Origin of the sequence: Demequina muriae (genome assembly GCF_030418295.1) — a bacterium.
GTDB lineage: Bacteria > Actinomycetota > Actinomycetes > Actinomycetales > Demequinaceae > Demequina > Demequina muriae.
The window spans coordinates 296,625-319,719 of record NZ_JAUHQA010000001.1 but is presented as its reverse complement, the minus strand read 5'-3'; the positions used below and the strand labels follow the sequence as shown (position 1 = coordinate 319,719).

Below are 23,095 nucleotides of genomic sequence, written 5' to 3'. Positions count from 1 at the left end.
GGCCCCGATGTCCGAGCCCACCACCATGAGACCGGACACCGCGGACTCTGGACGGGCGCGGCGCGTTCTGCTGAAGCTGTCGGGTGAGATGTTCGGCGGTGGGTCCGTCGGGCTCGATGCCGACGTCATCAACCGCATCGCGGGTGAGATCGCCAAGGCAGTCAAGGAAGGCGTGCAGGTCTGCATCGTCGTCGGAGGCGGAAACTTCTTCCGGGGTGCGGACCTCTCGGAGCGCGGCATGGAACGGGCACGCGCCGACTACATGGGCATGCTGGGCACCGTGATGAACGCCCTCGCGCTGCAGGACTTCCTGGAGCAGGCCGGCGTGGCCACGAGGGTCCAGACCGCCATCACCATGGGCCAGGTCGCGGAGCCGTACATCCCGCTGCGCGCCGTGCGGCACATGGAGAAGGGCCGCGTGGTGATCTTCGGTGCAGGAGCGGGCATGCCCTACTTCTCGACCGACACCGTGTCGCTGCAGCGCGCACTCGAGGTGGGCTGCACCGAGGTGCTGATGGGCAAGAACGGGGTCGACGGCGTCTACACCGCCGACCCGCGCAAGGACTCGAGCGCGACGCGCCTCGACCACGTCACCTACGGGGACGCGCTCAAGCAGGGACTCGACGTCATGGACGCCGCCGCCTTCTCGCTCGCCAAGGACAACGCCATGCCGATGGTCGTGTTCGGACTCGAGGAGCCGGGCAATGTGACTCGTGCGCTCCTGGGTGAGAGAATCGGCACGCTGGTCACGGCCTGAGCCGTGCAGACAAGGGAGCACACGTGATTGACGACATCCTTCTCGAGGCCGAGGAGAACATGGACAACGCCGTTGCGGTGGCGAAGGACAACTTCGCAGGCATCCGCAGCGGCCAGGCATCGGCGTCGATGTTCGCGAACATCACCGTCGACTACTACGGCGCGCCCACTCCGTTGCAGCAGCTGGCATCGATCACGGTGCCCGAGGCTCGCATGGTGCTCATCTCGCCTTACGACGCGTCCGTGAAGAAGGAGATCGACTCCGCGCTGCGCAAGTCCGACCTGGGCGTCAACCCCTCCGACGACGGCACCGTGCTGCGCATCCAGATGCCGCAGCTCACCGAGGAGCGCCGTCGCGACTACGTCAAGCTCGCCAAGAGCAAGGCAGAGGACGCCCGGGTGACGGTCAGGAACATGCGCCGCAAGGCGAAGGACCTCATCGACGCCGCGGTCAAGGACGGCGACGTGGGCGAGGACGAGGGATCGCGGGCGGAGAAGGAGCTCGACGGCCTCACGAAGCGGCATGTCGACGCGATCGACGCTCTGCTCGCTCACAAGGAGAGCGAGCTGCTCGAGGTCTAGCCTCGCGCCGCCTCTCCGGGGCCGATCCATGAGCATCTTCCGACGCAGTCGCCCAGCCGACGCCCCCGCGAGCACCGCCCCGGCGGCGCAGTTCGGCACGGCTGTGGTGCGCGACGGCGTGGATGACCCGCGGGTCGACCCTTCAGCGCCGGAGGGGGTCGAGGAGCCCGTTCCGCAGGTCGCCCCCATCTCCCGATCGGGGCGCAACATGCCCATCGCCGCTGCGGTGGGCCTGTTCCTGCTCGGCGGCGTGATCGCCGCAGCGTGGTGGCACCCCTTGGCACTTGCCGCATTGGTCTGCATCGGCGCGTTCGCCGCGGTCATTGAGTGGCGCCGGGTGCTCGCGCGGACGGACCGCCGCGTCCCGCTGGCACCGATCGGACTGGCGACCGTGGGCCTCGTGGTCGCGACCTGGTACGGCGGTCCCGAGGGACTGGTCGTGGCGCTCATGGTCGGATGCGCGGGCACGGTCGCCTGGCGCGTGGTCGACGAGCGCATCGAGAACACTCTCGCCGACTCCATGGCGTCGATGCTCACGCTGCTGTGGATCCCGTTCCTCGCGTCCTTCATGGTGCTCATGGAGCTGTCGCCGGACGGGTGGCAGCGCGTGATCGTGGTGGTGCTCGCCGCCGTCGGCTCCGACACCGGGGGGCTGTTCGCCGGCATGCTGTTCGGCAAGCACCCGATGGCCCCGCGCGTGAGCCCCAAGAAGACCTGGGAGGGCTTCGCTGGCGGTCTGGTGCTCGGCACGGTCACGGCGTCGATCGCCGCCTTCTTCTTCTTCGATGGCCGGTGGTGGATCGGTGCCGTCGTCGGCCTCGCCTCGGCATGCGCCGCCGTCCTGGGCGATCTGGCGGAGTCCGCGGTCAAGCGCGACATCCAGGTCAAGGACATGTCCAGCGTGATCCCGGGTCACGGCGGCATCATGGATCGCATCGACTCGCTGCTCTTCGCCGCGCCCGTGGCCTACGTCGTATTCGGACTTCTGTTGGGAACCTCATGACTGATCGACCACTGCTCCAGATGTCGGCGCCCCGGCGCGGCAAGGCGCCTCGTCACTTCGCCGACCTCACTCACGACGAACGCGTCGAGAGCATGCGGGAGCGCGGGCTGCCCGCGTTCCGCGCGAAGCAGCTCGAGACGCATTACTACACCCACCTCACGGTGGATCCCGACGACATGACGGACCTGCCGGCATCGGTGCGCGATGACCTTGCGGCGGAGATGTTCCCGTCGCTGATGACCCCGGTGAAGTCACTCGTGGCGGACGGGGGAGACACGCGCAAGACGCTGTGGAACCTGCACGATGGCGTGAAGGTCGAGTCGGTGCTGATGAAGTACCCGGAGCGCGCGACGCTGTGCGTGACGAGCCAGGCGGGCTGCGGCATGGCGTGTCCGTTCTGCGCGACCGGCCAGATGGGTCTCACGCGCAACCTCTCAGCCGCCGAGATCATCGAGCAGGTGCGGCTCGCGGCGCGCTCCTCGCGCGACGGCGAGCTGGGTGAGCCGGTGCGCCTGTCGAACGTGGTCTTCATGGGGATGGGTGAGCCCCTCGCCAACTACAAGGCCGTGATGGAGACGGTGCGCGCCCTGGTGGCCCCTGAGCCTCATGGCTTCGGGCTGTCGGCGCGTCACGTCACCGTCTCCACCGTGGGACTGGTGCCGGCGATGGACAAGCTCACCAAGGAGGGCATCCCGGTGACGCTCGCGCTGTCGCTGCACGCGCCCGACGACGAGCTGCGCAACGAGATCGTGCCCATCAACACCAGGTGGACGGTGGACGAGGCGCTCGACGCTGCGTATCGCTACTACGCCGCGACGGGCCGTCGCGTGTCGATCGAGTATGCGCTGATCCGCGACATGAACGACCAGGCGCATCGCGCGGCCCTGTTGGCCCGCAAGCTGCGCGAGCGTGGGGACGGCTGGGTGCATGTGAATCCCATCCCGCTCAACCCCACCCCGGGGTCCATCTGGACTGCGTCCGACCCCGCGGTGGAACGAGAGTTCGTGCACACGCTCCGGGATCACGGGATTCCGACCACCATCAGGGATACTCGAGGCAGCGACATCGACGGCGCCTGCGGGCAGCTCGCGATCAAGGAGGACTGATGGCCGACCTGTTCCCACGGGTGCGCACATTCGCGCTCGGCTACCGCATGGCGGAGGTCGACGAGTACTTCAACCACGCGCGCGCCGCGTACGAGCAGCCCGGGCTGTCCGACGAGCTCGCCGCGATCGACGTGCGGCGCGCCAGCTTCGACCTCAAGCGCGGGGGCTACTCCACCGCCGCGGTGGACTCGGCCCTGGACCGCCTCGAGGTCGCGTTCGCCGTGCGAGTCCGTGAGCGGTTCATCAAGGAGCACGGTCACGACGCGTGGATGGCGGAGCTCGCGAGGCGTGCCCAGGTGCTGTACCCGCGCCTGCGCCGGCCGGCGGGGGAGAGATTCGCGGCGCCGGGCACCCTCCACACGGGGTACGACCGCGCCGAGGTCGACGCCGCGCTCGACCGCCTCACCGCGTTCTTCGATCAGGGCCGACCGCTGACGGCGGAGGACGTGCGGAGCCTCACCTTCAAGCGACGCCGCGCGTGGGGCGCCTACGAGGAGCGCGTCGTGGACGCCTACCTCGCGCGTACCGTCGACATCCTGCTCGGGGCCGCGTGAGCGCTTCGCGCACCGTCTCGCTGCTGGGGTCGACCGGATCGATCGGCACCCAGGCGCTCGATGTGATCGCGCGCCACCCCGACCGCTTCGACGTGGTCGCCCTCGCCGCAGGCGGCTCGGATCCCGACGCGGTGATCGCCCAAGCGCTCGCGGTGCGCCCGGCGCTGGTGGCCGTCGCATCGGCCGACGCGGCGGCTGAGATCGCGCGAGCGCTCCCCGGCATCGAGGTGGCAGCGGGGCCCGATGCGGTGGTCGCGGCGGCAGGCTGTGGTGCTGACGTGGTGCTCAACGGCATCACCGGCTCAGTGGGACTGCGTCCCACGCTCGCCGCGCTCGAGGCGGGCAGCACCCTGGCGCTCGCCAACAAGGAGTCGCTGGTGGCGGGTGGGGCGCTGGTCAAGGCCGCCGTGCGCCGCGAGGGTCAGATCGTTCCTGTGGACTCCGAGCACTCGGCTCTCGCGCAGGCGCTCCGCGGAGGCCGCGCCGATGAGGTGCGCAGGCTCGTCGTGACGGCGTCGGGCGGTGCCTTCCGCGGCCGGACCCGCGCCGAGCTGGCCGATGTCACCGCGGCGGACGCACTGCGTCACCCCACCTGGGACATGGGCCCGGTGGTGACGATCAACTCCGCCTCCATGGTCAACAAGGCCCTCGAGGTGATCGAGGCGCATCTGCTGTTCGACATTCCGATGGAGCGCATCGATGTGGTCGTGCACGCCCAGTCGGTGGTGCACTCGATGGTCGAGTTCATCGACGGCAGCACGCTCGCGCAGGCGTCTCCGCCGGACATGCGCCTCCCGATCGCGCTCGGGCTGTCGTGGCCGGACCGCCTGGCAGATGCCGTGCCCGGCTGTGACTGGACGCAGGCGACCGCCTGGACCTTCGAGCCCCTCGACGAAGATGCGTTCCCCGCCGTCCGCGTCGCGCGCGCCGCCGTGGCCGCATCGGCCCTCCACCCCGCAGTGTTCAATGCGGCGAACGAGGAGTGCGTGCAGGCGTTCGTCGACGGGCGGCTGCCGTTCCTCGGGATCGTCGACACGGTGCGAAGCGTTGTGGAGCAGTACGAGGCTCCCGCGGAGCTGTCGCTCGACGCCGTCGATGAGGCGGAGCGATGGGCGCGTGAGAGGGCCGCGGCGCTCATTGGCTGAACCACGAATACGTAGGGTAGGAGCATGGACACGCTGATCGGCATCCTGGTGCTGGTGATCGGACTGCTGGTCTCGATCGCGCTGCACGAGGTGGGGCACATGGTGCCCGCCAAGAAGTTCGGGGTGCGCGTGAGCGAGTACTTCGTGGGATTCGGCCCACGGGTGTGGTCGCGTCGCGGACGCGAGACCGAGTACGGCGTCAAGGCCATCCCGCTCGGCGGTTACGTGCGTCTGGTGGGCATGATTCCCCCCGAGGACCGGGTCAAGCCGGTGCGCGGCACGGGGTGGGCTTCGCGGCTCATCGCCGATGCGCGTGAGGCAGCAGTCGAGGAGATCCAGCCGGGCGAGGACGCCCGCGCCTTCTACCACCTGGCGTGGTGGAAGAAGGCGATCGTCATGCTCGGCGGCCCTCTCGTCAACCTCGTCCTGGCCGTCCTCATCTTCACGGCCGTGCTCACGACGGTGGGGTCGCCCACGCAGTCCCTCACGGTCGGGGAGGTCGTGCCGTGCGTGCCGGCCGCGGCCGCCACGGAGTGCGCCGCGGGCGACCCGACCTCTCCCGCCAGCGAGGCTGGCCTCGAGGCGGGCGACACCATCGTCGCGGTGGGGGGCACTGTCGTCGACGACTGGGAGCAGGCCACGGGGATCATCGCGGACTCGCCCGGGGAGACCCTGACCCTCGATGTGACGCGCGATGGCGAGCCGCTCGCGCTCACGGTGACGCCAGGGGAGCGCGACAGGGCCCTGCTGAGCGACGACGGTGAGGTGGTGCTCGACGCGTCCGGCGCACCGCTGACGGAGACCGTCGGGTACCTCGGCGTCTACTCCGAGGTGGTGACCGAGCCGCAGTCCATCACCGCCGGCGCGGCGTTGACGTGGGACTACCTGGGCCGCACGGTCGAGGTGGTCGCGACATTGCCGGTGCACCTGTACGACGTGTCGCGCGCCGCTCTGGGGCTGGAGGAGCGCAGCCAGGACTCGATCATGGGCGTGGTGGGCGTGGGCCGCGTGGCCGGAGAGATCTCCGGCGCCGAGGTCGACGGCTACGGGCTTTCGCAGAAGGTCGCGGACATGCTGATGCTGTTGGGTGGGCTCAACCTCGCCCTGTTCGCCTTCAACATGATCCCGCTCGTGCCGCTCGACGGAGGCCATGTCGCGTCCGCATTGTGGCAGGGGATCAAGAACGGGTGGGCGCGGCTGAGGTCGCTGCCGACCCCCGCACCGGTCGACGTGGCACGCATGATGCCGGTCGCCTACGCCGTCTTCGGAATTCTGCTGGTCATGGGCGTCGTTCTCATCTACGCGGACATCGTCGCACCCGTCAGGATCGTGTGACGTGCCCCGGACCGGCTTCCCCGATCTTGAGGAGATAATGACACTGTGACTTCCATCGGACTAGGAATGCCCGCGATGCCCCCGCCCACCCTGGCGCCTCGCAAGAAGACGCGCAAGATCAAGGTGGGCAGCGTCGACGTGGGCGGTGACGCCCCCGTGAGCGTGCAGTCGATGACGACCACCAAGACCACGGACATCAACGGCACTCTGCAGCAGATCGCGGAGCTCACGGCGTCCGGTTGCGACATCGTGCGCGTCGCGTGCCCCACGCAGGACGACGCGGATGTGCTGCACATCATCGCCAAGAAGTCTCAGATCCCCGTGATCGCGGACATCCACTTCCAGCCCAAGTACGTGTTCGCCGCGATCGAGGCTGGCTGCGCCGCCGTCCGCGTGAACCCCGGCAACATCCGGAAGTTCGACGACCAGATCAAAGAGATCGCGCAGGCCGCGAAGGACCACGGCACGTCGATCCGCATCGGCGTCAACGCCGGGTCGCTCGACCCCCGCCTGCTGAAGAAGTACGGCAAGGCGACGCCTGAGGCGCTCGTCGAGTCCGCCGTGTGGGAGGCGAGCCTGTTCGAGGAGCACGACTTCCACGACTTCAAGATCTCGGTCAAGCACAACGACCCCGTGATCATGGTCGAGGCCTACCGCCAGCTCTCCGAGCGCGGCGACTGGCCGCTCCACCTCGGCGTGACCGAGGCAGGACCCGCCTTCCAGGGCACCATCAAGTCCGCGACGGCGTTCGGCGCGCTGCTGAGCCAGGGCATCGGCGACACCATCCGGGTGTCGCTGTCGGCCCCGCCCGTCGAAGAGGTGAAGGTGGGGATCCAGATCCTCCAGAGCCTCAACCTGCGCCCCCGCAAGCTCGAGATCGTCTCGTGCCCCTCGTGTGGGCGTGCCCAGGTGGATGTGTACGAGCTCGCCGAGAAGGTCACGGCGGGTCTCGAGGGCATGGAGGTCCCGCTCCGCGTGGCCGTCATGGGCTGCGTCGTCAACGGGCCTGGCGAGGCGCGCGAGGCGGACCTCGGCGTGGCGTCCGGCAACGGCAAGGGCCAGATCTTCGTCAAGGGCGAGGTCATCAAGACCGTCCCCGAGAGCATGATCGTCGAGACCTTGATCGAAGAGGCGATGCGCATCGCCGAGACGATGGAGCCCGTCGAGGGCGCGAGCCCGCAGGTGATGGCAGGGTCATGACCGATTCGCTGCTCCGGCGCGCACAGCACAGCCTGGCGCCGGCGCAGCGGCGCGACCTGGAGGAGATCCGCGCCATGTGCGCGGAGGACCCGGTCGCGAATGTGGTCCCGATGGCTCATGTCGAGGGCGCGCTGTCCTCCGGGAGTCTTCCCGCGGGGCTGTGGACGGTGCGTCGGCGAGCGGGCTGGGGCCGGGAGATCACCGGAGCTGTCTGGGCAGGCGCCAACGTCTGCGCCGTGCTGCCGGAGGTGGACCCGGAGACGGGCGAGGAGCGGATGGCGGGGCTCGCCGCGGCGCTGGTGAGCCGTGTCAGCCGGCCCGCCGCGCTGGTGGGCCCCGCGGCGACCACCCTGGATCTGTGGGGTCGGGTGGAGCCGTGGTGGGGACCTGCCCGCGAGGTGCGTGCGCGACAGGTCTCCATGCGCATCGACGGGCAGGCACGCCATGTGCCGCCCCTCGCCGTTCCCTCCCTCGCCCTCGATGCGGTCCGCCCGGCTCGAGAGGACGACTACGACGCATTGCTTCCGGCGTGCGTGCACATGTTCATCGGCGAGGTGGGATACGACCCCATGCGCCACGGTCGCGCCTCGTATGAGGACCGGCTGCACCGGCTCGTGACGGCGGGGCGCGCCTACGTGCAGTTCGGCATCGCGGAAGGGCGTCGGCAGATCGTCTTCAAGGCCGAGGTGGGCGCGCTCGCGGGCGGAGTCGCCCAGCTGCAGGGAGTCTGGGTCCACCCGCATCTGCGCGGCCGCGGCCTCGCCCGCGCGGGGCTGGCCGCCGTGGTCGAGGCTGTCCGCGCGGATATCGCGCCCACGGTGTCGCTGTACGTGAACGACTTCAACGCGCCTGCCCTGGCGACGTATGACGCGGTGGGCTTCGTTCGCGTGGGGACCTTCGCGACCGTCATGTTCTGACGAGCGCATCCCGCTGGTGCGCTGGGTCGCACCTCGCGTTGGCGTGCGAAGGCAAGCGGACAGGCCCTTCCGCCGCGATCACGCGGCCGATAGATTCCCTCTTGTGAGCGCACGCGCGCGGCCGTGGGGTCGCCTGGCACGCCCCGCGATGATCGACATCGCCATCGCCGGCCTATTCATCGTGCTCACGATCGCGGAGTCCATGACGGCCGACGACCCACGCGATGCGTGGCGGCTGGTCATCGCCCTCGTCGGCGTCACCGGGTTGGCGTGGAGGCGCACCGCGCCCGTCCTTGTCGCGAGCGTGCTCGTGCTGTCCGACCTGTTGACGAATCCCGCGGGCGAGTTCTCGACGGTGCTCGCGCTGGTCGTGGCTGCGTACACGGTGGGATTCGAGTCTCCGACGCCACGCCGATACGCAGGCCTCGCGGTGCTGCTGGTGCCGTTCGTGGGCGCTGCCGTGATGAGAGAGGAGTTCGAGTTCTCCGACCTCGCCGCGTCCGCCGTGTTCCTCGCGGGGCCGTGGCTCGTCGGGGTCGGCACCGCGGCGCGAGCCGAGCGCTCCGCTGAGGCGATCGCCCTGGCGGATCGTCTCGAGCGTGAGCAGAGCAGGCGAGAGGCCGATGCGATCGCGGATGAGCGCGCACGCATCGCGCGTGAGCTGCACGACGTGGTCGCGCACTCGCTCACCGTCGTGACGATCCAGCTCCAGGCGATCCGCCGCCGGCTCGGAGACGACCACGCCGACGAGGTCCGGGATCTCTCGGCCGCCGAGGCCGTCGCGCGCGAGGCGATGGGGGAGATGCGCCGCCTGCTCGGGGTCCTGAGAGGCGGTGGCGATGGCGACCTCGCTCCGCAGCCGGGCCTCGACGAGCTTCCGCGTCTCATCCACCGCCTCGACACCACGGATACGCCCGTGAGGCTTACCGTGGAGGGAGAGCCGTCTGCGTTGTCTCCGGGGATGGATCTCGCGATCTTCCGTGTGGCACAGGAGGCGCTCACCAATGCGACCCGGCACTCCGAGGCGAGCCGCATCGACGTGGTCCTTCGCTGGGAGGAGCACGCGGTGAGCGTGGACGTCCGAGACGACGGCCACGGCTTCGCGCCAGCATCGAGCGGGAGCGGCCACGGGCTCGTGGGAATGCGCGAACGGATCGCCCTCTATGGAGGTGACCTGCGCATCGAGCCCGCACCCGGGTCGGGCCTCCTGGTGCGGGCCACCTTTCCTCGCGAGACGTCGCCATGACCGCCCGCGCGATTCGCGTGGTGATCGCGGACGACCAGGGGATGGTGCGGGCAGGCTTTCGCTCGCTGCTCGACGCTGAGTCGGACATCGAGGTCGTGGGCGAGGCCGCCGATGGGGAGCAAGCGGTCGCCGTCGTGAGACGCGAGCGGCCCGACGTCGTGCTCATGGACATCCGGATGCCGGTGGTGGATGGCATCGAGGCCGCGCGGCGGGTCGCCGCAGCTGGCCTTCCCACCCGCGTGCTGGTGCTCACCACCTTCGACCTCGACGAGTACGTGTTCGCCGCGCTCCAGGCCGGTGCGTCCGGGTTCATGCTCAAGGACGCCCCGGCGGAGGAGCTCGCCGCGGCGATCCGGGTGGTGGCCGCGGGGGAGTCGATGCTCGCACCCCGGATCACAGCGCGGGTGATCGATGCGTTCGTCACACGCGCAGCGGTGCGTCGTCCGATCTCCCGCGGCGAGCTGGACAGGCTGACGGCGCGAGAGCACGAGGTGCTCGGCTTCCTCGCGAGAGGAGCGTCGAACGCGGACATCGCCCACGCCCTGTTCGTGACTGAGGCGACGGTCAAGACGCATGTGTCGAATCTCCTCGCCAAGCTGGGCCTTCGGGATCGGGTGCAGGCAGTGATCTTCGCCTATGAGCACGGCATCGTCGCGCCAGGGGAAGACCCCGCTCCGTCCTGAGACGTAGAGCTGAATCCGACTCGTGGCGGAGCCAGGAATCGCGCGCGCGACCGATCCGCTCGCGTGTCGCATCGGGCCACCCTGGTGTCTCCCGCTCCGACAGACAAGGAAACACGCGCATGACCACTGCAGTTCCCAGCCTCGCCGCATCCACGGTCGAGGCCACCCGTCCCGCTCTCGCGCTGCGCATGCGGCGCTGGGCGCTCATCGCGATGCCGGTGCTCGCCGGGGTGCTGTGCACCATCGCGACTCTCGCCGACCCGGCGCCCGGCGCCGTCGGGCCGGAACTCGACCAGGCGTACACCGACGGCATGGCTGCGCTGCAGATCAAGTCGTTCGCCTTCCACTGGGGATACGCGCTCTGGGCCTTGCCCGCCGTGCTGATCGCCGCGAGCATCACGCAGCGCGGGCGCGCGATCGCAAACGCGGCGGCCGTGCTGGGGGTGTTCGCGCTGGCGACCCTGCCCGGCATGCTGATGGTCGACTGGATTCAGTCCGCGATCGGCCAGCTCCACGGCCCGGAGGCGATCGCCCCGGTGTTCGCGCTCGTGGAGGACCAGGCATGGGCCTTCCCGCTGCTGCAGGTGCCGTCCATGCTCGGCCTGTTCCTCGCGCTCCCGTTGGCGATGGCTGCGCTGTGGCGCGCGGGCCGGGTCCGGTGGTGGGGTCCGGCCGCGGCTCTGCTGGCATTCATCGCCTTCATGGTGTCAGCGGCGACATGGCCGGGCACCGTGGCCGCCACCGCGTTGCTCGCGATCGTCGCGGTGGCGCTGGAGCGGGCCACCCGGCACGGCGCCGGTTCATAGCGCCGGCGCCCGCGTCGCCCGCCGGTCTGGCCGGCGGGCGGCGTCGCGTCGCGCTGCTTCGCCCATCGGTCGACACGACGACGGGGCGAGGGTGGCGATCATCACAGTGCCGTTGTGCGCCATTCTCACAACCGATAGCGTTCCCCCGACAGGATGGCCGGGCTTGTGCGCGGTCGCCGCAACGCTGAGGGGACCCCATGACCATCACCACCCGCTCGAGCAGCCCGCTCGAGACCATGCGCCGCCGCCCGCTGGCGATGCTGGCAGCCGCAGGCCTCGCAGGCCTCGCGGGCACCGCGATCGCCGCATCGGCCACCGCCGTCGTCGCAGCCGAGGACGGCGCCCCGGCCCCCATCGTGGTCGGCTTCGAGTCCGAGGAGACCTCGGACGTCAACCTGGTCGAGAGGGTCGCAGCCGACGACGCGATGCCCGCCGCCGCTGGTTGCTTCTACGGCGCCGCGCCCGTGACGAACTACTCGACGCACGGTTCCGACGGGTTCGTGAATACCGCGTACGCCGGCTACTCCTCGGTGTATCCCGAGGGCGGCTACACCGCCTCCGCTGACTTCTACCTCGCGGCCGATGCCGAGCAGGGCCAGTTCTCCTGGTCCCACGGCGTGAACGGCACCGACGGAGTCCACCAGCGCGACTTCATCTTCCACGCTGGGTCCACAGGCAGCGGCACCTGGAACGTGGGGGCGAGCTACTCCGCCACCACGACGGACCCGTACGTCACGTCCTACCCGGTCGAACCGCTGACGATCTCGACCGAGGGCTGGTACACCTTCCAGCACACGATCCGCGACCAGGATGGGCTGCTCTACGTGGACCTCACGGTCCTCGACGACGCCGGCGCCACACTCGCCGAATGGACGCTCGGCGGCCAGGAGGCCGACGTCATCGCAGACGCGGTGGGCGGCAACCGCTATGGCTGGCTCGTCAACAACCCGTTCGCAGGGCTGCCGATCGACAACGTGCTGCTCGACTCGGCACGCCCCACGGACACCTGCGGTCCCGAGACCACGCCTGAGCCGAGTCCTGAGCCCGAGGCTCCGGTCGAGGAGGGTGAGCCTGCCGCTGAGCAGATCGCGATGGGCGACGCTGAGGTGACGTTCGAGGCCACCCTGGGTGACCACCCCTCTGGCGAGCTGGTGCTGTCGAGCGAGTACACGGAGGACCCTGCCACCATCGGCGACCTGCCGTCCGACGCTCAGTTCTCATTCGGGGCCTTCTCGTACGAGCTGAACGTGGCGGAGGCGAGCACCGCGACCGTGACCATCGTGACCGAGACGCCGGCGAACACGCTGTTCAAGTTCATCGACGGCGAGTGGTCGGAGTACCCGGCCGAGTTCGACGGCACCACCATCACGTTCGAGCTCACGGATGGCGGTGCGGGCGACCTGGACGGTGAGGTCAACGGCGTGATCGTCGACCCCGTGGCGCCTGCGCTCGTCGCGACCTTCACGGGCTGACGCCCGACTCGACGCCCCCGTCGGACCGCGAGGTCTGACGGGGGCGTTCGTGCGTCCGCACGCCACTAGGCTGGGGCGCATGCTTCGCATGACCACCCTCTTCCTTCGCACCCTTCGCGAGGACCCGGCCGATGCCGAGGTCGCCTCCCATCGACTGCTCCTCCGGGCCGGCTACATCCGGCGGGCCGCTCCCGGCATCTACTCGTGGATGCCGTTGGGACTGCGGGTGCTCGCCAAGGTCGAGGCCGTCGTGCGGGAGGAGATGGCACGCGCCGGCAGCCAGGAGGTGCACTTCCCGGCCCTGCTGCCGAAGGAGCCCTACGAGGCCACGGGACGGTGGGAGGAGTACGGCCCCAACCTGTTCCGGCTCAAGGACCGCAAGGGTGGCGACATGCTGCTCGCCCCCACGCACGAGGAGATGTTCACGCTGCTCGTGAAGGACCTGTACTCGTCGTACAAGGACCTGCCGCTGTCGCTGTACCAGATCCAGAACAAGTACCGCGATGAGGCCCGGCCGCGCGCCGGGCTGCTGCGCGGGCGTGAGTTCATCATGAAGGACGCCTACTCGTTCGACATCGACGACGACGGCCTCGAGGCGTCCTATCAGGCGCAGCGCGCCGCCTACATCCGGGTGTTCGACAGGCTCGGCATCGACTACGTGATCGTGTCGGCGACGTCCGGAGCGATGGGCGGCTCGAAGTCGGAGGAGTTCCTTGCGCCGACCCCGATCGGTGAGGACACCTACGTGCGCTCGCCCGGGGGCTACGCCGCCAACGTCGAGGCCGTCACCACGCCGGTGCCCGACCCGGTGCCGTTCGAGGATGCTCCGGCCGCCCACGTGGAGGACACGCCCGACACCCCGACGATCGACACCCTCGTCGCGCACGCCAACGCCCACCACCCGCGCGCTGATCGGCCGTGGACGGCGGGGGACACCCTCAAGAACGTCGTCCTCGCGCTCACCACACCTGCGAAGGAGCGCTCGCTCCTGGTCGTGGGGCTGCCGGGAGACCGCGACGCGGACATGACGCGGCTCGAGGCCGCTCTCGCACCCGCGACCGTCGAGCCCGCCACCGAGGCCGACTTCGCCCGCCACCCGGAGCTCGTCAAGGGGTACATCGGCCCCGGCGTGCTCGGCCCCCAGGGGCGCCCCGACGGAGTCGCGCGCGGCGCCGACGACGATGCGGCGATTCCGTACCTGCTGGACCCGCGCATCGTCCCGGGTACGCGCTGGATCACGGGAGCCAACGAGCCCGGCCGCCACGTGTTCGAGCTGACGGCCGGCCGTGACTTCACCGCCGACGGCACGGTCGAGGGAGCCACGGTGCTCGAGGGTGATCCCGCGCCCGACGGTTCGGGTCCGCTCGAGCTCGCTCGCGGCGTCGAGATCGGACACATCTTCCAGCTGGGTCGCAAGTATGCCGAGGCGCTCGGCCTCGAGGTGCTCGACGTCAACGGCAAGCGCGTGACGGTCACGATGGGCTCGTACGGTATCGGCGTCACCCGCGCCCTCGCGCTGCTCGCCGAGCTGAACCATGACGAGCTGGGGCTCAAGTGGCCGGCCCACGTCGCGCCGTTCCACGTGCATGTGGTGGCGACAGGCAAGGACCAGGAGGTGTTTGAGGCCGCCGAGCGACTCGCCAGCGAGCTCGACGCCGCAGGCATCGAGGTGCTCTACGACGATCGCCCCAAGGTGTCGCCGGGGGTGAAGTTCAAGGACGCGGAGCTGCTGGGCGCGCCCTTCATCCTCGTGGTGGGCCGCGGTCTTGCCGATGGCGAGGTCGAGCTCAAGGTGCGTGCGCAGGGGTCCAGCGAGGCGCTGTCGCTGGCCGATGCGGTCGCGACGGTGTCGGCACGCGTGCGCGAGGCGCTCAGCGACTAGGCCGGCTGTGTTGCCGCCTCGGCGCGCGCGGGTCGAGTCATCCTGATGTGCTGGGCGTCGCGAGCGCGTCGTCCAGGAACGACACCACGCGCTGCGCCCATGCCTCCGGCTCGGTCGCCAGCCCGCCAGTGTGAGGTGCCTCCGCGATCTCCCAGACGTCGACGTGGGGATGGCCCTCGGCGATCCATGCGGCCGCCATCGGCTCGTCGGGCACCTGTCCCGACGCGATGAGCAGGATCGGTGCGGCGGTCTCGGTGGCGGCCTCCCGCAGCGTCGGGGGCCGGGGCGCGTCCGTGAGAGCGACCGTGATCGCGTCGCGCTCCATATCCATCCCGCGCTGCACCCAGCCCAGGGGATGCCGTGGCAGCCAGCCCGCCTTGTCCGCCGAGGTGCGCTGCGTCGCCCCTTCGGCGACCACCGCACGCACGCGCCCGTCGACTCCTGCGGCACCGACTGCTGACTCTCCGCCCATCGACAGCCCCACCAGGCCCAGTCGTTCCGGATCCACGCCCTCCAGCGTCGCGAGCGTGTCCAGGGCTGCGGAGACGTCCGCCTCGCCCCACCAGCCCAGGTCCATGGCTCTCCCCGTGGAATCGCCATGTCCCCGCGCATCGATCGCCAGGACGCCGTACCCGGCGCTCGCCAGCACCTCCGCCTGCGCGACGACCGCGTCGCGCGTCGACCCCGCGCCATGAGTGAGCACCACGGCGGCCCCCGTCTGAGACGGGAGGAACCAGCCGGCCAGCGTGACGCCGTCCGCTGCCGGCACGGTGACATCGGTGGCGCCTGCCGGGCGGCCGCCGTCATAGCTCGCGTGGGGCGGGTACGCGGCCCACGCGGCCACCCCGGCGGGGAAGGCGATCAGGATCACCACCACCCCGCCCCCGAGAATCAGTGCCGCACGGGCGACCGGTCGGCGCGCTGCGCGCACGGAGACGAAGATGAGGCCGCCCGCAAGAAGAACCGTGACGACGGTGGCGGCGGCGACGCCGAGCGTCAGTCCGTCATCGCTCCAGCGCGCGGGCCCGAGGCTCGCGGCCATGCCCAGTGCGACAGCGCTCACCAGGACCGCACCGACGATCCCGACCACGCGGAGCGCTCGAGCCATGGTCTGCCTCCCTTCGGTCACGATACGACCGCAGGCAGGGCCGTGGCATGGGACCGAAGTCACACAGATCTCCGAGCCCGGGAGGGGGCCGGCGACTGCGCCCTAGCTGCCGCCGCCCACCGTGACGCCCGGCAGCGGAGGCACCGTGTAGGACGCCGCCGTCGGCTCGCCGAAGGCGGCCGCCTGCGCGTAGGCGTCGAACGCGGCGTGGAGCAGCCAAGGCATGTCGTCCGCGTCGGCGCCGTCGAGCATCGTCGCGTACGTCTCGCCGGCGGCGGTCTCGAGGTCCTGAGCCGTCGCGAGCCGCGCCGCGGCGTCCCCGGAGTCGTCGCCGAGCAGCACGTACACCGACTCGCGTCGGTCCTCGACGCCAGGCAGCTGCGCGAGAGCCGTCGCGCGGGCGTCCTGCAGGTCCCGACGGGCCAGCCACTGGTCGCGCTCCTCGTCGGCGGCCCGAGCGGCGAGCACCTCGTACGCATACCGCGCCTGGTCGTGCATCACGACGAGGTCCGCGAGGACGGCCGCGTCGACTCCTGTCGCGGACGGCACCGGCCCGGCGTCTGGCAGCGCGGGCGAGTCCAGCAGCCGGACGGAGACGACAGGCTCGGTCGACTGCGCGATCGCGTCCTCCACCCACCCGGAGTACCACGACGAGAGCGCGTGCGACAGACCGGCAGAGCTGAGCAGCAGGGCGAGCGCGGGGTCGTCGGTGACGAGAGCCTCCGCGAGATGTCCGTCGCGCGCGTCCATGCTCGCGCCGATCAGGTCCAGTGCGCCGTCGCTCGGGGAGGGCGACGGGGACTCGTCCGGATAGGGCACGTAGAGCCCGCCCAGCGCCTCGAGCCGTGCGGGTGCGGCGACGGCTTCGATCTCGCTGAGCACGGCGGCGCGTGCCGTCGTGGAGCCCGAGGCGCCGGCGCCGTCAGGCGTGGCGTCGACGACCGCCTGCTCGCGGGCGGCTGCGGCATCCCGCACCAGGGTCTCCGGACTGGGGGAGGGCCACTCGGGGGGAGGCGTCTCGAGCCGCCAGGAACATGCTGCGAGCGCGAGCACGGCTACCGAGACGGCCGATGCGCGGAGGAGTCGGCCTGTCATGGCCGCCATCCTTTCATGGCGGGCGACTACACTGTCCTTCGACGAACTTCAGGAACGGACCGCTGCCTAAGCGCACAGGAGGCTTGAGCCCCATGGACCTCACGACACGAATCTCCGAGCTCGCTGGGCCGGCCGCCCGCGAGGCGGGGCTGGAGTTGGATGGCGTGACCGTGACGAGCGCGGGCAAGCGCTCGCGCGTCGTCGTCACCGTCGACCTCCCCGAGTCCGAGGTGGGCGCTGCGGATCTCGACACGGTGGCCGTCGCGTCGCGTGCCATCGGCGCTGCTCTTGACGACGCCAATGTGCCGTCGACCCCCTACACGCTCGAGGTGTCGACCCCCGGCGCCGACCGACCCCTCACGGAACGACGCCACTTCATGCGCGCGCGCACCCGCAAGGTGGCCCTGTCGCTCGCCGACGGCGGCGAGCTGACCGGCGTGCTCCAGGAGGTGGACGGTGACGTGCTGGTGATCGCGACGGACGCTGCGACGGAGCGCGTGGCGATCGCGGACGTGACCGCCGCCGCGGTCGTCATCGAGATGAGGCGCCTCGACTGACCTGCATCGCCCTGACACCGTAGATTGACGATTGAACAGCAAGGAGGCGGCATGGACATCGACATGCAGGCCCTGAAGAGCCTCGAAAAAGAGCGCGACATCCGGCTCGGAATTCTTCTCGACGCCATCGAGCAGGCGCTCGTGTCCGCGTATCACAAGACCCCCGGCGCCTACCGGCATGCGCGTGCCCACGTGGACCGTGACACGGGCAAGGTGTCGATCTTCGCGCGTGAGGACCCCGACCCTGACGCCGACGAGCCGCAGCCGGAGCTGCCGGAGTTCGACCACACTCCCGACAACTTCGGTCGCATCGCGACGGCGACTGCGCGTCAGGTGATCTTCCAGCGCATGCGCCAGGCGGGAGACGACGCGGTGCTCGGCGAGTATGCGAGCAAGGAAGGGCACCTGGTCTCGGGCATCATCCAGCAGAGCGCCGACCCCAGGAACGTCCACGTCGACATCGGCGACGTCGAGGCACTCCTGCCGCCGCACGAGCAGGTGCCGACCGAGCGATACGAGCACGGCCAGCGCCTGCGCGGCTACGTGCTCGATGTCGGTCGCGGCATGCGGGGTCCATCGATCACGCTGTCGCGCACCCACCCGGGACTGGTGCGTCAGCTCTTCGAGCTCGAGGTGCCCGAGATCGCCGACGGCACCGTCGAGATCATGAGCCTCGCACGCGAGTCTGGCCACCGCACCAAGATGGCGGTGCGTGCCGTCGAGCCGGGCGTCAATGCCAAGGGCGCCTGCATCGGCCCGATGGGCTCGCGCGTCCGCGCCGTGATGAGCGAGCTGCACGGCGAGAAGATCGACATCATCGACTGGGATGAGGACCCGGCCACGTTCGTCGGCAACGCGCTGTCGCCCGCGCGTGTGGTCTCGGTGACCGTCGTGGATGAGGAAGCGCGCGCCGCACGCGTGGTCGTCCCCGACTTCCACCTGTCGCTCGCGATCGGCAAGGAGGGCCAGAACGCCCGCCTCGCGGCCCGCCTCACGGGCTGGCGCATCGACATCCGTTCCGACGAGGCACCAGAGGTTCCCGGACGCGCCGACGAGCCCCGTTCCTCGCCGGAGCGCTGACGCGCTAGACTGATGAAGCCGAGACAGCCTTCTGGTGACCCTGGCGCGCTCCCGCACGTTCCTGTGCGGACGTGTGTGGGATGCCGCAGCAAGGCCTCTCGGTCGGTTCTGGTGCGATACGTGCTTGAGGGCGACCGTGTGGTCGTCGACGAGAACGGAAGCAAGCCGGGACGGGGCGCGTGGCTGCATCCCGATTCCGACTGCATCGCACTTGCACTCCGACGACGTCAGTTCGGGAGAGCATTGCGCTCACCCGGAGCCGACGTGTCGGGCGCCGTCCTTCCGGACGCGTGAGTGCGCGTGCCGCCCGCCATCCAGCCATCGACAGAACGGGACGAAAGCCCATGGTCGTCTGATGAGTGCCTCGCAATGAGTGCCCACCCGTAACGATGGTTCGACCCTGCCTCGGTCGAACCGAGACAGGAGAATTGTGGCAAAGCCCCGCGTTCACGAGATCGCGAAAGAGCTCGGAGTACCGAGCAAAGCGCTGATCACCAAGCTCAACGAGCTCGGCGAATACGTCAAGGGTCCGTCGTCGACCCTGGAAGCGCCTGTGGTGCGCAAGGCCCGTGAAGCCTTCCCCGCAGCGCCCGCGACGACCGATTCCGCCCCCGCGGCGACGTCGGCCCCCAAGCCTGCGGCCAAGCCCGGACCCAAGCCTGCGGCTCCCAAGCCCGCGGCCCCGGAGCCGGAGGCCGCAGCCCCCGAGCCCACGCCTTCGCCCGCGGCTCCGTCGGAGCAGGCGCCCGCATCGGCCCCGGCCCCGTCCGCTGACGCTGACGCCGCCCCCGACGCAGGGTCGTCCTCGGACATGCCGAAGCCGCGCCCGCGCCCGGGCGGCAACAACCCGTTCTCCGAGCGCACCGCCGGGCCCCGCCCGCGGCCGCGCCCCGGAGGCAACAACCCGTTCCAGACGCAGCGCCCCGGTGCTCGTCCCGGCGGTCGTCCCGGTGCCCCCGCACCTGGTGGCGCTGGCGCACCTGCCGGTCCCGGTGGGCCCGGCGGCTCGTCCGGACCTGGCGGCAGGGGACCTCGTCCCTCGCCCGGTCAGATGCCCAACCGCACGCCCGGTCGCGGCGGCCCTGGTGGCCCCGGCGGTCGTGGGCCCGGCGGTCCCGGCGGCGCCGGTGGTCCTGGTGGCCCCGGTGGCCGTCCCGGCTTCGGAGGCCCCGGTGGCCGTCCTGCGGCCGGTGGACGCGGTCGCGGCGGCGGCACCGCTGGCGCCTTCGGTCGCCAGGGTGGACGTCCTGCACGCTCGCGGAAGTCGAAGCGGGCCAAGCGGGCCGAGTACGAGCAGCAGCAGGCGCCGTCCATCGGCGGCGTCCAGATCCCTCGGGGCAATGGCGAGACTCAGATTCGTCTGCGCCGCGGCGCGACCCTGTCGGACTTCGCCGAGAAGATCGACGTCAACCCCGCCTCGCTGGTGACCGTCCTGTTCCACTTGGGAGAGATGGCCACGGCCACGCAGTCCCTGGACGAGGCGACCTTCGAGACCCTCGGTGAGGAGCTGGGCTACAAGATCCAGATCGTCTCGCCCGAGGAGGAGGACCGCGAGCTTCTCGAGGACTTCGGACTCGACATCGAGGCCGAGCTCGAGGCGGAGACCGACGAGGACCTCGAGCAGCGTCCCCCGGTCGTCACCGTCATGGGTCACGTCGACCACGGTAAGACCCGTCTGCTGGACTCGATCCGCAAGGCCGACGTCATCTCCGGCGAGGCCGGCGGCATCACCCAGCACATCGGCGCCTACCAGGTGCACCACGAGCACGAGGGCATCACGCGTGCCATCACGTTCATCGACACCCCGGGTCACGAGGCGTTCACCGCCATGCGTGCCCGTGGTGCGAAGGTCACCGACATCGCGATCCTCGTGGTCGCGGCGGACGACGGCGTGATGCCTCAGACCATCGAGGCGCTCAACCACGCCCAGGCCGCCAATGTGCCCATCGTCGTGGCGATCAACAAGATCGACGCCGAAGGTGCGAACCCGGAGAAGATCCGTCAGCAGCTCACCGAGTACAACCTGGTGGCTGAGGAGTGGGGCGGCGACACGATGTTCGTCGAGGTCTCCGCTCTTCAGAACAAGAACATCGATGCGCTGCTCGAGGCGGTGCTGCTCACCGCAGACGCCGGTCTCGACCTGCGTGCGAACCCGGACAAGGACGCTCGCGGTGTGGCCGTCGAGGCTCACCTCGACAAGGGTCGCGGTGCCGTGGCGACCGTCCTCGTCAACTCGGGAACGCTGCGTGTTGGCGACTCGATCGTGGCCGGAACGGCCCATGGCCGCGTCCGCGCGATGTTCGACGAGCACGACAACCCGGTGCAGGAGGCGCTCCCCGCGCGTCCCGTGCTGGTCATCGGTCTGACCTCGGTGCCCGGAGCGGGAGACACGTTCCTGGTGGCGGACGACGACCGCACTGCCCGTCAGATCGCCGAGAAGCGCGAGGCCGCCGAGCGGGCCGCGCAGCTCGCGAAGCGCCGCAAGCGCATCAGCCTCGAGGACTTCACGAAGGCCATCGAGGAGGGCAAGGTCGACACCCTCAACCTCATCATCAAGGGAGACGTGTCGGGTGCCGTCGAGGCGCTCGAGGACGCTCTGCTGCAGATCGATGTGGGCGAGCAGGTCGACCTGCGGATCATCCACCGCGGCGTGGGCGCTGTGACGCAGAACGACGTGAACCTGGCGACGGTCGACAACGCGATCATCCTCGGATTCAACGTCCGTCCCGCCGAGCGCGTCCAGGACCTCGCGGACCGCGAGGGCGTGGACATGCGCTTCTACTCGGTGATCTACCGCGTGCTCGAGGACGTCGAGGCGTCGCTCACCGGCATGCTGAAGCCCGAGTACGAGGAGCGTCAGACCGGTGGTGCGGAGGTCATGGAGATCTTCCGCAGCTCCAAGTTCGGCAACATCGCCGGATGCCTGGTGCGCAACGGTGTGATCCGTCGCAACGCCAAGGCGAAGGTCGTGCGCGAGGGCGTGGTGATCGGCGAGCCGACCATCGACACCCTGCGTCGCTTCAAGGATGACGCCACCGAGGTCAAGGATGGCTTCGAGTGCGGCATCGGTCTGGGCAAGTTCAACGACATCCGTGTCGGCGACATGATCGAGACCTTCGAGATGGTCGAGATTCCGAGGTCCTGATGGCAGACAGTGCACGCGCTCTCCGGCTCGCGGGGACCATCAAGAAGTTGATGGCCCGCGCGCTGGAGAAGGAGATCAAGGACCCTCGCCTGGGGTTCGTCACGGTGACCGACGTTCGTGTCACCGGCGACCTGCAGCAGGCGTCCGTCTTCTACACCGTGTACGGCGGGGACGAGGAGCGCGCGGCCACGGCCGCCGCCCTCGCCTCTGCCAAGGGGCGACTGCGCTCCTTGATGGGCAAGGAGCTCGGCATCAGGCTCACGCCGTCGCTCGAGTTCCACCTCGACGCGGTGCCGGAGACGGCGGCGACGCTGGACAAGGCGCTTCACGAGGCGGCCCAGCGTGATGCCGAACTCGCCAAGCTGCGCGAGAACGCGGCCTACGCGGGTGAGGAAGACCCCTACCGTCGTCCAGAAGACCGTGATGCTGACGGTCGCGACGCGGATGGCGAAGGCTCCTAAGCCCGAGCCCATTCCTGGGCTCGTGATCGTGGACAAGCCTGCCGGCTGGACGTCTCACGACGTCGTGGGCCGCATGCGCAGGCTTGCAGGCACGCGCAAGGTGGGCCACGCGGGCACGCTCGATCCCATGGCCACCGGCGTGCTGGTGGTGGGGATCGGGCGCGCCACACGCCTGCTCACCTACATCGTCGGCCACGACAAGGCGTACGACGCGACCATCCGGCTGGGCCAGTCCACCGTCACGGATGACGCGGAGGGCGAGGTCACGACCTCGCACGACGCCTCGACCGTCACCGACGCCTCGATCGCCGATGCGGTGGCCGGCTTGACCGGCGACATCTCGCAGGTGCCGAGCAGCGTGAGCGCGATCAAGATCGACGGACAGCGTGCCTACAAGCGCGCCCGTGACGGCGAGGCCGTCGAGATTCCGGCTCGTCCGGTGACGGTGAGCGCGTTCGAGGTCCTCGACATTCGCCGGGACGGCCGCGTCATCGACCTCGACGTCCACGTCGAGGTCTCATCCGGCACGTACGTGAGGGCACTGGCCCGCGACCTCGGCACAGCCCTCACCGTGGACGGCACGGGAGTCGGCGGCCACCTCACGGGGCTGCGGCGCACCCGCGTGGGTGGACTCACGCTGTCCGACGCTCACACCCTTGACGACCTCGCCGCGCTCGTCGACTCCGGCGCCGAGCTGCCGCGCGTGCCGCTCGGCGCCGCCGCATCGGCCGTCCTGCCCACGCGTCGCCTGAGCGAGCCCGAGGCGAGGGCGCTGGGCTATGGCCAGGCGATCCCGGCATCGGCGCTGGACGAGGCCGATGCGGGGGAGGGGCCCGTGGCGGGCCTCGCGCCCGATGGCGATCTCGTGGCGGTGCTCGAGCGTCGCGGCGACACGTGGCGCCCTGCGGTGGTCTTCCGACCGTCGGTGACTGCGCCGGCATCAGGCGAGGCACAATGAGCGC

At 70.2% G+C, this 23,095-nt stretch carries 22 protein-coding genes; 20 read left to right on the top strand and 2 right to left on the bottom strand.

From position 1 onward, the window contains the following. The first annotated feature begins 7 nt into the window (after positions 1-7). The 14 genes from pyrH (at position 8) to QQX02_RS01440 (ending at position 14,687) form a co-directional block, all read left to right on the top strand. A complete protein-coding gene (pyrH, locus tag QQX02_RS01505; protein WP_301140775.1) occupies positions 8-757 on the top strand; it encodes a UMP kinase in 750 nt (249 codons plus the stop codon). 23 nt (positions 758-780) lie between these two features. Then, positions 781-1,338, top strand: a complete 558-nt coding sequence (frr, locus tag QQX02_RS01500; protein ID WP_301140773.1) for a ribosome recycling factor — start codon at positions 781-783, stop codon at positions 1,336-1,338. A 28-nt stretch (positions 1,339-1,366) separates the two neighbouring features. Further along, positions 1,367-2,341: a phosphatidate cytidylyltransferase gene (locus QQX02_RS01495; protein ID WP_301140771.1), complete on the top strand. Its 975-nt coding sequence runs from the start codon at positions 1,367-1,369 to the stop codon at positions 2,339-2,341. Next, the gene (gene rlmN, locus QQX02_RS01490; protein WP_301140770.1) at positions 2,338-3,447 is read left to right on the top strand and encodes a dual-specificity RNA methyltransferase RlmN; all 1,110 of its coding nucleotides are present in this window, start codon (positions 2,338-2,340) and stop codon (positions 3,445-3,447) included. Before QQX02_RS01495 ends, rlmN begins: the two co-directional genes overlap by 4 nt. After that, complete coding sequence (locus tag QQX02_RS01485; protein ID WP_301140769.1) at positions 3,447-4,001, top strand: DivIVA domain-containing protein; 555 nt, start codon at positions 3,447-3,449, stop codon at positions 3,999-4,001. The genes rlmN and QQX02_RS01485 overlap by 1 nt, the downstream gene beginning before the upstream one ends. After that, positions 3,998-5,146: a 1-deoxy-D-xylulose-5-phosphate reductoisomerase gene (gene dxr, locus QQX02_RS01480; RefSeq protein ID WP_301140768.1), complete on the top strand. Its 1,149-nt coding sequence runs from the start codon at positions 3,998-4,000 to the stop codon at positions 5,144-5,146. Before QQX02_RS01485 ends, dxr begins: the two co-directional genes overlap by 4 nt. A 24-nt stretch (positions 5,147-5,170) precedes the next feature. Then, complete coding sequence (locus tag QQX02_RS01475; protein WP_301140766.1) at positions 5,171-6,481, top strand: M50 family metallopeptidase; 1,311 nt, start codon at positions 5,171-5,173, stop codon at positions 6,479-6,481. Positions 6,482-6,526: 45 nt separating this feature from the next. Beyond that, entirely contained in the window at positions 6,527-7,681 is a 1,155-nt protein-coding gene (gene ispG, locus QQX02_RS01470) for a flavodoxin-dependent (E)-4-hydroxy-3-methylbut-2-enyl-diphosphate synthase (protein ID WP_301140765.1), read from the top strand. Then, a complete protein-coding gene (locus tag QQX02_RS01465) occupies positions 7,678-8,598 on the top strand; it encodes a GNAT family N-acetyltransferase (RefSeq protein WP_301140764.1) in 921 nt (306 codons plus the stop codon). The genes ispG and QQX02_RS01465 overlap by 4 nt, the downstream gene beginning before the upstream one ends. Positions 8,599-8,701: 103 nt before the next feature. Further along, the gene (locus tag QQX02_RS01460) at positions 8,702-9,844 is read left to right on the top strand and encodes a sensor histidine kinase (protein WP_301140762.1); all 1,143 of its coding nucleotides are present in this window, start codon (positions 8,702-8,704) and stop codon (positions 9,842-9,844) included. Then, entirely contained in the window at positions 9,841-10,527 is a 687-nt protein-coding gene (locus QQX02_RS01455) for a response regulator (protein ID WP_301140761.1), read from the top strand. Before QQX02_RS01460 ends, QQX02_RS01455 begins: the two co-directional genes overlap by 4 nt. Before the next feature lie 119 nt (positions 10,528-10,646). After that, entirely contained in the window at positions 10,647-11,333 is a 687-nt protein-coding gene (locus QQX02_RS01450; RefSeq protein WP_301140760.1) for a hypothetical protein, read from the top strand. A 197-nt stretch (positions 11,334-11,530) separates the two neighbouring features. Continuing rightward, positions 11,531-12,805 (top strand): choice-of-anchor U domain-containing protein, encoded by a 1,275-nt coding sequence (locus QQX02_RS01445; protein ID WP_301140759.1) that lies wholly within the window; start codon positions 11,531-11,533, stop codon positions 12,803-12,805. 88 nt (positions 12,806-12,893) lie between these two features. Continuing rightward, positions 12,894-14,687, top strand: a complete 1,794-nt coding sequence (locus QQX02_RS01440; protein WP_301143621.1) for a proline--tRNA ligase — start codon at positions 12,894-12,896, stop codon at positions 14,685-14,687. 37 nt (positions 14,688-14,724) lie between these two features. Here QQX02_RS01440 and QQX02_RS01435 read toward each other — a convergent pair whose 3' ends face one another. Together QQX02_RS01435 and QQX02_RS01430 are read right to left on the bottom strand one after the other, a co-directional pair. After that, entirely contained in the window at positions 14,725-15,795 is a 1,071-nt protein-coding gene (locus tag QQX02_RS01435; RefSeq protein WP_301140757.1) for an alpha/beta hydrolase, read from the bottom strand. A 102-nt stretch (positions 15,796-15,897) separates the two neighbouring features. Next, entirely contained in the window at positions 15,898-16,890 is a 993-nt protein-coding gene (locus QQX02_RS01430; protein ID WP_301140755.1) for a hypothetical protein, read from the bottom strand. A gap of 92 nt (positions 16,891-16,982) precedes the next feature. Here QQX02_RS01430 and rimP point away from each other — a divergent pair, with 92 nt between their 5' ends. From rimP to truB, 6 genes are all read left to right on the top strand, one after another. After that, complete coding sequence (rimP, locus tag QQX02_RS01425; RefSeq protein WP_301140754.1) at positions 16,983-17,447, top strand: ribosome maturation factor RimP; 465 nt, start codon at positions 16,983-16,985, stop codon at positions 17,445-17,447. Positions 17,448-17,498: 51 nt separating this feature from the next. Then, positions 17,499-18,527 (top strand): transcription termination factor NusA, encoded by a 1,029-nt coding sequence (nusA, locus tag QQX02_RS01420; protein WP_301140753.1) that lies wholly within the window; start codon positions 17,499-17,501, stop codon positions 18,525-18,527. A 12-nt stretch (positions 18,528-18,539) separates the two neighbouring features. Then, positions 18,540-18,821 carry a YlxR family protein gene (locus tag QQX02_RS01415; RefSeq protein WP_301140752.1) on the top strand — a complete coding sequence of 94 codons (282 nt, stop codon included), beginning with the start codon at positions 18,540-18,542 and terminating at the stop codon, positions 18,819-18,821. Positions 18,822-18,957: 136 nt separating this feature from the next. Then, a complete protein-coding gene (gene infB, locus QQX02_RS01410; protein ID WP_301140750.1) occupies positions 18,958-21,672 on the top strand; it encodes a translation initiation factor IF-2 in 2,715 nt (904 codons plus the stop codon). Next, positions 21,672-22,133: a 30S ribosome-binding factor RbfA gene (gene rbfA, locus QQX02_RS01405; protein WP_301140749.1), complete on the top strand. Its 462-nt coding sequence runs from the start codon at positions 21,672-21,674 to the stop codon at positions 22,131-22,133. Before infB ends, rbfA begins: the two co-directional genes overlap by 1 nt. Further along, the gene (gene truB / locus QQX02_RS01400) at positions 22,117-23,091 is read left to right on the top strand and encodes a tRNA pseudouridine(55) synthase TruB (protein ID WP_301143620.1); all 975 of its coding nucleotides are present in this window, start codon (positions 22,117-22,119) and stop codon (positions 23,089-23,091) included. Before rbfA ends, truB begins: the two co-directional genes overlap by 17 nt. Positions 23,092-23,095: the final 4 nt, after the last annotated feature.